General features: G+C 63.4%; 14 protein-coding genes. 6 read left to right on the forward strand and 8 right to left on the reverse strand.

The genetic code is table 11. The features are described from left to right. The first annotated feature begins 395 nt into the window (after positions 1 to 395). Together JK358_RS37535 and JK358_RS37540 are read left to right on the forward strand one after the other, a co-directional pair. Positions 396 to 980, forward strand: coding sequence for a recombinase family protein (locus tag JK358_RS37535; RefSeq protein WP_201958301.1), 585 nt, complete (start codon positions 396 to 398; stop codon positions 978 to 980). Between the two features lie 401 nt (positions 981 to 1,381). Next, positions 1,382 to 1,846, forward strand: coding sequence for a transglycosylase SLT domain-containing protein (locus JK358_RS37540; RefSeq protein WP_372440808.1), 465 nt, complete (start codon positions 1,382 to 1,384; stop codon positions 1,844 to 1,846). A 100-nt stretch (positions 1,847 to 1,946) separates the two neighbouring features. Here JK358_RS37540 and JK358_RS37545 read toward each other — a convergent pair whose 3' ends face one another. Beyond that, positions 1,947 to 2,180 carry a hypothetical protein gene (locus JK358_RS37545; RefSeq protein WP_201958303.1) on the reverse strand — a complete coding sequence of 78 codons (234 nt, stop codon included), beginning with the start codon at positions 2,178 to 2,180 and terminating at the stop codon, positions 1,947 to 1,949. A gap of 662 nt (positions 2,181 to 2,842) precedes the next feature. On the opposite strand from JK358_RS37545, the gene JK358_RS37550 reads away from it, so the two are divergent. After that, entirely contained in the window at positions 2,843 to 3,232 is a 390-nt protein-coding gene (locus tag JK358_RS37550) for a hypothetical protein (protein WP_201958304.1), read from the forward strand. 27 nt (positions 3,233 to 3,259) lie between these two features. On the opposite strand, the gene JK358_RS37555 is transcribed toward JK358_RS37550, so the two are convergent. After that, positions 3,260 to 3,760 carry an ankyrin repeat domain-containing protein gene (locus JK358_RS37555; RefSeq protein WP_201958305.1) on the reverse strand — a complete coding sequence of 167 codons (501 nt, stop codon included), beginning with the start codon at positions 3,758 to 3,760 and terminating at the stop codon, positions 3,260 to 3,262. Positions 3,761 to 4,133: 373 nt separating this feature from the next. Between JK358_RS37555 and JK358_RS37560 the strand changes: the two genes are divergently transcribed. Beyond that, positions 4,134 to 4,445: a hypothetical protein gene (locus tag JK358_RS37560; protein WP_201958306.1), complete on the forward strand. Its 312-nt coding sequence runs from the start codon at positions 4,134 to 4,136 to the stop codon at positions 4,443 to 4,445. A gap of 449 nt (positions 4,446 to 4,894) precedes the next feature. Here JK358_RS37560 and JK358_RS39740 read toward each other — a convergent pair whose 3' ends face one another. From JK358_RS39740 to JK358_RS37590, 6 genes are all read right to left on the reverse strand, one after another. Further along, the gene (locus JK358_RS39740; RefSeq protein WP_232852564.1) at positions 4,895 to 5,266 is read right to left on the reverse strand and encodes an alpha/beta hydrolase-fold protein; all 372 of its coding nucleotides are present in this window, start codon (positions 5,264 to 5,266) and stop codon (positions 4,895 to 4,897) included. Between the two features lie 413 nt (positions 5,267 to 5,679). Further along, a complete protein-coding gene (locus JK358_RS37570) occupies positions 5,680 to 7,656 on the reverse strand; it encodes a gamma-glutamyltransferase family protein (protein WP_201958307.1) in 1,977 nt (658 codons plus the stop codon). Positions 7,657 to 7,813: 157 nt separating this feature from the next. Then, a complete protein-coding gene (locus JK358_RS37575) occupies positions 7,814 to 8,380 on the reverse strand; it encodes a hypothetical protein (protein ID WP_201958308.1) in 567 nt (188 codons plus the stop codon). Continuing rightward, positions 8,380 to 8,685 (reverse strand): hypothetical protein, encoded by a 306-nt coding sequence (locus tag JK358_RS37580; RefSeq protein WP_201958309.1) that lies wholly within the window; start codon positions 8,683 to 8,685, stop codon positions 8,380 to 8,382. Before JK358_RS37580 ends, JK358_RS37575 begins: the two co-directional genes overlap by 1 nt. Before the next feature lie 38 nt (positions 8,686 to 8,723). Beyond that, positions 8,724 to 9,137 (reverse strand): hypothetical protein, encoded by a 414-nt coding sequence (locus JK358_RS37585; RefSeq protein ID WP_201958310.1) that lies wholly within the window; start codon positions 9,135 to 9,137, stop codon positions 8,724 to 8,726. A 184-nt stretch (positions 9,138 to 9,321) separates the two neighbouring features. Continuing rightward, entirely contained in the window at positions 9,322 to 9,633 is a 312-nt protein-coding gene (locus JK358_RS37590; RefSeq protein WP_201958313.1) for a hypothetical protein, read from the reverse strand. 230 nt (positions 9,634 to 9,863) lie between these two features. Here JK358_RS37590 and JK358_RS37595 point away from each other — a divergent pair, with 230 nt between their 5' ends. Beyond that, a complete protein-coding gene (locus JK358_RS37595) occupies positions 9,864 to 10,064 on the forward strand; it encodes a hypothetical protein (protein ID WP_201958315.1) in 201 nt (66 codons plus the stop codon). Between the two features lie 307 nt (positions 10,065 to 10,371). Further along, positions 10,372 to 11,073: a hypothetical protein gene (locus JK358_RS37600; RefSeq protein WP_201958317.1), complete on the forward strand. Its 702-nt coding sequence runs from the start codon at positions 10,372 to 10,374 to the stop codon at positions 11,071 to 11,073. Positions 11,074 to 11,465: the final 392 nt, after the last annotated feature.

Genomic DNA, 11,465 nt, shown 5'->3' on the forward strand with positions numbered 1-11,465 from the left:
TTCAGCACGCCTCATCTCCGATGCGGTGCTTGACTTCCCTGTGCGGGCAGCCAGCGAGTCTGGAACAGCACGGTGAATACCTGGCCTTCGACGCAACGCCCCCTCGATACCGGGCTGGCAGTCGAAAGGCTCGATAGTGCAAACAAAACGCTGCCCAAGGGTCGGCTCACACGCAATAACATCCGCAACGTCCGCTCATGCCTGCGGTCCGCAGTGGTAGCCGCTGATCGCGTCGTGAGCTTGGGGCGAAAACGTTCGTTTCTGTTCCACCAGGACCCGCCCGTTCGTTCTCGCGAATCCGCAGCTCACGCGAGGACACGAATGGGCCACAACCCGTGTGCGAAATCTACGGGACAGAACTCGCCGTGTCGGCCCTTTGTGGGACAGTTCCGCCCATGGGCCGCTTCGGATACGCACGGGTATCGACCCGGGGCCAGAAAGACGATTCCCAGCTCGACGCGCTCAATGCTGCAGGGTGCGAACGGATCTGGGTCGACAAGGCATCCGGCAGACTCGCCCGCCGCCCGGAATGGGACAAATGCTTCGAGCACCTGCGCCGCGGCGACGAACTGGTGATCACCCGCCTGTCGCGGCCGTTCCGCTCGGTCCGCCACATGACCGAACTCGCCGCCCAACTCGACGAACGCGGCATCGACCTCATCGTGCTCAAACAAGGCATCGACACCACCACCCCGGCCGGACGGTTCCTGTTCCACGTCATCGCCGCCATGGACGAAATGACCGCCGACCTGATCAGCGAAGGCACCCTCGAAGGCCTCGAATCCGCCCGCGCCCGCGGCCGCACCGGCGGCCGGCCTCCCGCCCTGACCGAACTCCAGGTGAGTAAGGCACGCGAGATGTACGAAGAACGTGACGGGCGAGGCAAGCGGAAGTACACACTCACCCAAATAGCCGAGACCTTCAACGTCTCCCGCAAGACGATCTACCGCCACCTCGACGCTGGCAACCCCACCAGCTGACCAGCGATTACGGCATCCTCACCCACCTACGCTCGGCTTTCACCCCGACTTGCGGCTGGTGACACGATCCTTACCGGCACCCCATGTATATATTTCGAAGGTTCCCATCGGCGGGAAATAGCAGAACCGTATGTAGCATTCGGTCATCTCGCATCTGGAATTCATGTCCGCGAGTCGACATGGGTTACATTCTCGGAAGAAGACGTATCGATCGCTTTCTTCCGATAACTCCATCCATGGATCGACGAATGTGGAGGAACATCATGCGATCCAAACTCAGGACGAATTCGAAACGAACCGATCACCGGTCGAAACGGGCGACTGGAAACGGAATTGCGCTATTGTCGATAGTTGTCGTTGCGGCAGCATTCTGCATACCAGGTTCGGAGTCGAGTCCGAGAATGCCCGTTCAGGGCCTGTCCACTACGCTGTCGGCGAATGCGGTGGCGGGGCCGGCGGCGCGCGATGTGGCGTTTGACCTCGTCGGCCACGAAATGGTGATGCTGGCAGGTGATCCGAACCTGCTGATCAGTCGTCACCGCTACACAGATGATGTGAACGGGTGGATTCTGGAATCGCTCGAGGTGATGCGGGATCATGGAATACCCGGTTCTTACGAAGGAATTCATCGCACGATTATGCGCGAGTCCAGCGGTGATCGGTTCGCGATCAACCTGTGGGACAGCAATGCTGCGCAGGGCATTCCATCCAAGGGGTTAATGCAGGTTATCGACCCGACGTTCGCGGCCTACCACGTCGACGGCACGTCCTGGGACATCTACGATCCCGTCGCCAACATCGTCGCGGCGTGCAACTACGCTGCGGATCGTTACGGCTCGATCGACAACGTGTTCTCGGCCTATTGAGGTGGGACGCCGATCAGGATGGCCCCGCTGTCTGCCATGAATCGTGTCGGCCCCAGCCGGTGTCCGTTATCGGCTGGGGCCGACATGATGTCACCACCGTCTACAATCGCGGACGGACACCACTACCAGCAAACGCGCCGCTGCTCGAGCCGCTGCTGGGCTGGTGGCCGCCACCGTTGATACCGCCGGTGCTGGGATCCCCTGAGGAGCTCGACGAACCGGTCACCGGATCGTGGCCGACGATCTCGCTCGTAGCAGAGGCCGAGGCCGCGCCGGCGATAGCGATGGCGGCGCTTGCCATACAACCGAATCCGAATACATAGAGCTTGTTCATCAGGTGGGTCTCCTTGACAGTTCTTCCTGGAGCGACGAGTGACTCGTCGGCGGGAACCGTACAAGCCCCAGACCCGCTTCCCACGACAGGGAAGTGCTGCGCGGTTGCAATGCGGCGAACCCTGTCCGCGGCAGCGCGATTTGGTGATTCTTCCGGATCCGCGCCCGGCGCTCTCATCGGTGGGGACACTGTCGGCGTCCCAAGCACCGTTCTCGTAGAAGAATCAGCGGTTCAGGAGTCCAGGTTTCCGAACCCGGTCGACTGACTAATCAGTGATAGGTGAGTGTTCACCATGTGGAGATCTCGAAAGAGCTTGGTTGCCTTGATAGTTCGTGGCGTCATGGCGACGACGTTCACGGCGGCACTCTCGTTCGGTGTGGCGGTTGTTCAGCCGGACACGAGTGTCGGTGCCGCCGACCGCACAGTGGCCGGCGGGCCGGGTGGCTGCTGCCCATAACCGCAGTTGGTCGGATGGCGACCACTGTGAATGCACGCTTCGTGCGTGCAGGCGGTATGACGTAGAACCGATCGAAGGGGTGGGACCGATGCGACTGAGTCGAAGTGGGGCGGGGTGGGGACCTCACACCCTGGCTGTCACGGTCGCGTTCGGTGCCTGCGTTGTTCTCGGTGGCTGCTCAGCGGGTGAGGTACCGGTCGAATCGATGATTGCGCTCACCGAGCGCTGGTTGGCGACCGATGCGCGCTCGCCGGGCGGGGGGTTCGAGATCTCGGTCCGGCCGGGGCGGACACCGCCGATCGCGAACATGACCCGGGCGCGGGATCCGATGCCGATGACCGCGTTCGTCTCCATCGTCGAAACAACTTCAGGGGAGGAGGTTTTCGATGCGGGGGCCTACAGCACCAGTCCGCACTTCCCGTTGAAGGTGGGGTGGCGTTCGGGTACCGCCGACGAGTTGTGGGTCTGCGCCGGCGCCAACCCCGCCCTGCGGATCGCGCGTACCGCGGCCGGCACGTGGGCTCGCGCGGAGGTCACTGCGGATCTGCCTGCGCAGGTGCGTGGCTGGCTGGCGTCACGGCCCGTCCACAAATGAGGCATTCGCTCGAATGAGCAGTCCGGTTCAGACGAAGCCCTGCGATATCACCCGGTAGCCGGTGGTCGTGACGTGGTGCTCTCGCCCGGATCCGCCGTTGACCCTCGACCAGCTTTCGACGAGCAGTTCGGTGTGCCCGGTCGTCGTCTGCAACACGATGTCGAACCCCCCGTACATGCCAGGGACCGGGCACCACATCTGCGGTTGCGGGGATTCGAGTTCTGTCAGCGGCTCGAGTTGCGGGAGCCGGAGACGGGCTCGCCGCACGAGGTGGTGCGCGCGTCCGACAATGACCGCATGCAGGATGTGGTCGAGTTGGGCCAGGTCGGCGGCGGGGAAGTGGTGGTGGGTTAGGGGGGTCAATAGTTCGTATAGATGCCGGTGTCCTCGCTGGGCGGCCAGCTCGAGGGGGGTGTCGCCGTTGGTGTCGCGCAGTGATCGCCAGGCGCCCAGCTGGATCAGGTGTTGTACGACATCGGCGGGGGCGCCGTGGGATGCCGCATGGTGTAGGGGGGTCGAGCAAGGCATTGCTCCGATGCGGTGGCCGTTGACGTCATCGACTGCTGTTGTTTGCCCGCTGCGATGCCCGATGAGCGCGATTACTGTGTGCCACTGGGCGGTTCTGGCTGCTTCGTCGATCGCGTCCCAGTGCGCGAGATGATCGTGATTGTACGATTCTCGGTTCTGCGCTCCCCACCACTGAATTGTCATCGCCCAAGGTTATTCCTGTAGCGCTTTTTCTCCGCAGTGAGAACAGTTGTGTTCATTTCATCGCAGTTTGCCTCGGCTACGGTGCGCGAGAACCTTCCATTGTTGGGAATGGCGCAAACTTCAGGCATCCATCAATAATCGATTCGGAACGGCCGATCGCCAGCCGCGTCAATCACCAACGGAGCTTGAGATGAAGAACAACCCGAACAGTCGAAGCCTGGTACGTCAGGTCCTGATCACCGCCGCATTGGCGTGCTCGGCGACCGTGCTGCCGGCCACCGCGATCGCGGTGCCACCTGCAATATTGCATCTGCAGTCCAGCGCTCCGGGTTCGAGTTCCGCATCCGATGGGGATACGGGTGGAGCGCTGAACCGCGAGCAGACACCCGGGCGCGACCTGCGGGTGGGGCCGCAGAACGGCAGTTTCAACGGCAACAGCGCGGGCTCCGACCAAAGCGGTTTTCCTGGAATGGGTTTGACCGGTGATTTCAACGGCAATTAGTCAGACAACCAGCGAAGCGGTTCAAAAATAGACTGCATCTTTGCCAGGGCGAAATCCCGTCGGGGGTGGCCCTGGCAAGATGTTGTCTCAGCTTTGCGTGGTCGCGGAATCGCATTCGTACTGTGCCTTCGAAATGAAGGGAGCCCTGCGGTCGACCGCGATGATGCAGATTCCTTCGACGAGAGGTTATGGCGAGAGGCTACCCATCGGCGGTTTGACCGAGTTCCCCTTCAAGAGAAGCATTTGACCTCTGACCGGACTTCGCCGGAGCGCCGATCATGGTTACGAGAATCCGATTGTGCTGTCGGACTGGATATTTGATGCCTACGTGGCCGGAGTCGTTAGTCAGTTTCCGGAAGCCAACCCGTGGGCGATCACTGGCCAAGAACGCTCCAGTTCCTCGGCCCAATACGGCCAGGAAGGACGCAGATTGGCTGACCCGGGAATTCTCAGTTGCGCGAGCCGGTCCACGAGGGCCGCGGCACAGGCATACGCGCCCCCTCGAGGGGACCACCTTGAGTGATGCACTCGGGCAGGCCAGATGGCCCGAGTGTATCGGCCTCGCCGGGGATGCCGCTTCCCGAAGATAGGTAGACGCTGGTGCCGCGTAGTTCCTCGGCGTGACGGATGACATCGCGGGCGAGCCAATCCGGGTGGTGGGGAGGGCCGAACATGTTGTCGGGGTTGCCGTTGTAGCTGTGGACGATCGCGCGGGCCACACCGTGTCCGGGTCCGACGGTGGAGCAGCCGCTGTGGGCGGCGACCGCCTGATAGAAGCCCGGGTTGCGGACGGCCGGCATCATCGCGGCTCCGCCGCCCATCGATACCCCCTCGACGGCTTTTGCCTGCCCGATCCTTGGAATCGTGCGTCGATCAGTGGAGGCAGTTCTCGGGTGAGGAAGGTTTCCCGTTTGTTGGTGCCCAGGGCAGGGTCGTGGTGCTGCCAGTCGGTGTAGAAGTTGGCCGGCTCCCGTGGTCAGCACAACGTTGGCGTTCTTGTCGGCGAAGGACTCATCGCCCGGCCGTGGCCGACCCACTCGAGACATGGAACTCCTGCCGCTCGCACACTGCCCATCGGCGCACCGGCTCATCCGAATCTAGTAGTTCGACCGGTTGCTCATCGAGTGGACCACGGGTGTGCGCTGCCAGACCAGCTCGAACTGGGGGCTCGACCGCGCCGCCGATTCGGCGGCGCGCGAGCTGGTCGGGCGCGAGTTGTGCCACTGCCAGTTCGTCAGCGAGGGATGTCGCCGAGCACGGCGCCTTCGCGGCGAGGGTCGGCGCCGCCGATCCAGCCGTGTTGGTCACGCATGATGGCGGATGCTCCACTGCTTTGAGGAGTGAGCGCGAGCTGATGGCCTGCCTGTCGTAGTTGCCGGATCAGGGGATCGTGGGCACCGTTGTCGCGGGTGTTGATGGCAGGGGCTTCGCCTCCGATGTTGGTGGTGTGGGAGTTGCCAGCACCGAAGGTGACCAGGGAGACGGCTTGCTGGGGGTTCAGTCCCCAATCGAGCAGGGCGACAAGCGTTTTCACGACGTACTGGATGATGACCGACCCGCCGGGTGACCCGGTGACTGCCCGGAGTTGGTCACGTCGGAATCCATCGCCGTCGGCGACGCGATCGAAGACCAGGGTGGGGGCCATCGAGCTGCGGGGGCGTTTGCCGGGTTCGATGCGGTTGGCGATGGGTGCGCCGGTGGAGTCGGCTGGTTCGGGGGCGAAGTCGGTGAGTTGGTTGTTGAGGAGGAAGCCGTTGACGAAATGGAAGGATCCGAAGGCGGATTCGACGCTGCTGGTCATGGATGCGGCATTGCCGTACTTGTCGACGATGGAGATGTGGGTGGTGCCATGTTCGGGCAGTTGTGGCCCGGTACCGAGGGGGGAGGGTCCGAAGTCGCCGGGCGGTGCGGTGCCCAGGCTGTGGTGCGGGTTGATGAGCTGGGCGCGTTGGGCCAGGTAGCGGGGGTCGAGCAGGGTGTGCGGTGAATTCCCTGGCAGGGGAACGTATTCGGGGTCTGCGAGGTATTTGTCGCGGTCAGCGTAGGCGAGGCGTTCGGCTTCGGAGATGAGATGGATCGCCTCCGCGGTAGGGGTGCCGCCATTGCGCGCGGAATCGGTATCGCCTTGGGTGCCTGTGGGTTGCAGGGCGGCCAGGTCGAACTGCGACAGGATGCCCAGGGTGGCCGCGACGGTGGTGCCGCCCGAGGACGGGGCGGGCATGCCGCAGATCTCGTGGGTGCGGTAGGGCACGCACAAGACCTCGCGTTTCTTGGCTTGATAGGAGTTCAGGTCCGTGGTCGAGAGCAGCCCTGGGGTGCGGCCGCTGCTGTTCGTGGCGACGGCGTCGACGATGTCGGCGGCGTTGGCGCCGGTGTAGAAGGCATCCGCGCCGGCGGCGGCGATGGCGTTGAGGGTTTTGGCCAGGGCCGGGTTGGTCAGCAGGGTGCCGACAGGTTTGGCGGTGCCGTCGTCTTGGAGGAAGTAGCCGCGCGCGTCGTCGTCGCGTGCGAGGTCGGTGGCGGAGGCGCTGATCTGGGCGGCGAGGCGCGCGCTGATGGGGAAGCCTCGATCGGCGAGGTCGATGGCGGGGTGAAACAGATCCCACCAGTCTTGTCGCCCGTGGTCGCGGTGGGCGAGTTCGAGCAGGCGCAGGACGCCCGGTACGCCGACGGATCGGCCGCTGGCGCGGGTGTTCGGTTGTGGTGTGGTGTGGTCGGTGTCGCTGGTCCAGCGCAGGTAGTTCTGGGTCGCGGCGGAAGGCGCGGTTTCGCGGCCGTCGTAGGCGTCGATGGTGCCGGTCGACTTGTCGTAGTAGAGCAGGAATGCGCCGCCTCCGATGCCGGAGGCTTGTGGTTCGACCAGTCCGAGGACGGTTTGGGCCACGATCAGCGCGTCTGCGGCGGTGCCGCCGGCGGACAGTACGCGACAGGCCTGCTCTGTGGCGAGAGGATTGGCGGTGGAGACCGCGAAGGATTTGGTGCGGACCGGGGTCATTCCGGTGCGGTAGCCGGTGGCGATCTCGGGTCGTTGGCTCAGATCGGGTGCTGTCGGCTCGGGGCCGAGGTCGGCCTCCGATACCGGGTAGCCGTTGGATCCTGTTGTGCACAGCGGGTATTGGAGGTCGTTGTCGGTCGAGCACCCGGTGGTGAGTGTTGTCAGGAGCAGCGCGACGACACTCGCGCTCCTCACCTGCCGTCGTGAGAATCGCATGGTCGGCTCAGCTCTGCCTTTCAGTAGCGGACGTGCGTGCCTTGTTCGGTTGACGGTTGCATGTCGAGGCGATTATGGAAGCGGCGGCCCGGTTGAGGTCTTGGTCGTGTTCCCATGTGTGACAAGGCATTCGGCGTGATCGCGAACTCCGGGTCGATTACGACGGATGGACGGCGCGGCGAACACGAGCCCATTCGGTGCTGAGCAGGTCGGTGGTTTCCGCATCGAGCCGGCCGATCGCCTTCAGACAGTCCTGGGCAATGATGGTGGCTTTGCTGCGGAAGGCCTCGATGTCGGCGAGGACCTTGTCGGTGGGGGTGCGAGAGTGTTCGGGCTCGAACTGGACCGCGACGCGTTTGTCGAATCCGTGCGGGTATTCCACACGGCCGTCGTCGGTCAATCGCAGATTGAGCCGGTCGATTTCGTGGCTGAGCGCGCGGAGGTGGTGCACACTGGTCCGGATCTCATGGAACTTCCCCCGAAGAACGGTCGCGATCTTGCGTAGGACGTCGACCAGAACATGCAGGGAGGTGTTCTGGGTGTCGATCATGTCGCGGAAGGTCTTGCCGCGGTCGGTGTCGAAATAGTCGATGGACTGGGCGGTCAGCAACGTGGTTGCGCTGATGTGTCGTTCCACCGCGGAGGAGACCCGGATTATCTCGCTGATGAGACTGTCGAGTGCGTCGGTGTTCCAAGAGAGAACGACAGGGACCGTCAGCGGCATCATCGCCCCTGGTGACTGACTGCGGAGTCGTTCGGGTCCACGGGGATTGGGTCGTGGCAGGGCAGGCTGATCCGGTGGCCGATCGTACACAGCGCGGTCGCGATCGATGCGATCAGCTGGTCGACCTGCGTGAGGATGCCGGTCTGAGTAGGTGGGTTGCCGGTGAGGGCGCACACGATCCGTGAGCCTTTCAACGCGGTGTCGAGTTCGCGGGCGGGCTCGGTGAGCGAGATCGCAGCCAACGTGGTGGCCTTGGCCCGGACCGCGTGTGCCAGGGCGCTCACGTCGACCGGTTGAACGTCCATGAGCTCGGCCTCCGTCGGCTACTTTCGGTCGATCGGTATCAGCGGCCATCGGTGAATCGGCCGGCGGGAATGAAGATTTCGTGCCCGGTCTCGAAAACTATTCGCGCGCCGTCCAGTGTCCAGGTGACAGTGCGGATGGTTGGTCGGTCGGTTCCGGTCATAGCGATCTCGACCGAATGTCCGGACGACAGCGAAGGGTCGCGGCCGGCGTGGATTCGATACGGGAGGTCGCGGCGAAGTATCCAGGTGCGCACCTGGAGTAGGCCGATGTAGTGGACGGATCGGTCGTCGTAGGTGACAGTGGCGGGCTGGGTGAACTTCTGCACGATGCTCGTTTGACGCAACTGGGCGTCGCCGGCTGCGAGCGCGATCGTCAGCAGGACGGCGACCAAGCCGTAGCCGAGTGTGGGGGTCCGCAGCCGGATCCGGGAGAAGAAGCGCCGGTTTCTCATATCTGGCAACCTTTTCGAGAGAAGGAACCGGTCCCTCGCATTGTTTCGTTCCTATACCGTTGTCGCAGGCCAGTGTGGGCCTTGGGACCGCATTTCCGCACTCGTTGTTCCTATCGGTGGGAACTCTTGGCTCGGTGGCGCCATTTCGGGAAATGTGGGTCGCGTGGTCGCTCGGTGGGGCAGGTTATCCGTAGACGCGATGCGCGGTGCGGGGTGGGGCGCCGTCGGTATCGATCCTGCGCAGGATCGAGGAGGCTATCTGGATGAACAGGCCCGTATCGACGTCGGGAGTGAGCCCTTCGCAGCGGCCGACGCGCGCTGTAAGGGTCATATCCCCGAGAGGTTGCCCTTCGGGAGTGGACGGACACACGGACTGTTCACGTAGATCGAGCACGACGAATCCGGCGCGGGATTGTCCGCCACGGTCGGATTCCCACCGATACACCACAATGTTGGTGCTGTGTCGGGTCATCCAAATTCCGATCGAGTACGCCACGACGCCGGTCCTCCTCGACCTCGCACGATAGTCGAGGATCGCGTCGGCTTCCCAGGTCAGGGAGGCGCGCACAGTAGTTGGTGTCATAACCGACTGGTCGCAGGAGAGTCGCGCGTTACCGTGCGGAGGGATCGTGCCCATGATGGTCGAGCCGGTTGAATTACACCGCTTGGCGACTGCGCTGCGATCGGCGTCGCAGGAAGTGAATAAACCGATCGGCCCGGAAACGGATGTCTGTTGTCGAGGAGATGCGATCCTCGAGCCTGGCGATGAATGCGGACTTCGCTCTGCTCAAGATCGAGAACGCGCTCAACGACATATCTTATAAACTGCTGAACTATGCGGATCTCGCTGACAACGCAGCCACCGGCTTCGCAACAGTGGAAGTTTCTGCCGCCCGCCGGATCGAGCGCGAAGTGCCCACCGCATGAGATCGCGCTAGGGTAGGGCTCACGGTCGGTGAGGCGCTGGAATGGCGATTCGATTCCGCGCGCGTTGTTGAACGATATCCAGGACGCGATCCGGGACCTGGTGATCGACAGCGGGAGTGGCCGCAGCCCGTAACCGATGCGCGCATGGCGTTCGGCTGAGTATGTCGTTCAGGAGTTCAGCAGGCGGTGCAGGACGCTGATCATGTCTGTGACGAAGGTTCGACGGGCCGCCTCGGGGAGTCGATCTGGGCGACGAATCGACAGACAGACAGGCAACGGAAGCCGACGTCACCTGGTCTGGATCAGGTTGCAGGACAGTGGTTTTACCTGTTCCTACTGCCGGGAAGGGGCTCGTGGTCGGTTAACGTTTGCTGCTTCGACCATCGCGGGCGGAGGACAGGGTATGGCGGATCGCTTTCGCACGATCGTCGACATCGACGCAGGGTTCGCCGAGGCATCGGCTTTGGCCGAGACGGTGCTCGACTGGCTCGTTGCGACGCAGGTCGTGGAATCCGAGCCGACCGATCGGGTGTATTTTTCCGATTCGGGGTACCCGCCCGGGACCGCCGCGTCACGGGTGGTCGAGTGGGCCGCTGATACGATCGCGCCGTACAGCATGGTGACCAATGGTCTGGTGATCCATACTGGCCGTGAGGTCTTCGGGTACTACCGGGAGGACGGTTTCCCGGACGCGGCGATCTGTCCGGCCTGCCACACGATGACGCCGCGGGCGGACTCGGAAGCCGGATCCGCGAGTGAATTCTGGAAGCTGTTCGAGGTCGATGGCCTGGCCGGGTGGTTCGCCGGTGATGACGCTGCGGGTGTGCCGTGCCCGGCGTGCGGGGAGCGCATTCGCTTGGTCGAATGGCGATGGGCCGGTCACGCTCTCGCGTTCGGATGCCTGGGGTTCACGTTCTGGAACTGGCCCCCTTTGCGTCCGGAATTCCTGGCAGAGTTCGCCGAGCGCTTGGACGGTCACCGCACCATCGTCGTCGCGGGCGTGTTCTGATCCCGGGGCGGTGACACGTGCACGAAAATCTTGTTTGCGACTCGCGCGCACGCAGTGTGGGCCTTTCCGAGATCGCGAACTGCTCACCGCTGCTTGAGGATTGACGATGTCGCTGGTACCGGACTCGACAGCGGTTCGATGATGCTTCCCATCGGTGGCGGTAGGTGCCGGTGACGCTGCCGAACGGCCATGCAGACTCACTCCACGATAGCCAGCCTTGTGCACTTCCAACCCCGCAGCGTGGACAGGCACCTTGACGATCGGATCGACCATGAATGCAGCGGATGAGGGAATGCAGGCTTCGGGGAGAAGCCTGTGTCGGCGGCGGAGACTTGTCGTGGGCATCACCGGCGCGACCGGCGCCGTTCTGGGTGTGCGGATGCTCGAAGCGT

The organism is Nocardia acididurans (genome assembly GCF_016741815.1).
Lineage (GTDB): Bacteria > Actinomycetota > Actinomycetes > Mycobacteriales > Mycobacteriaceae > Nocardia > Nocardia acididurans.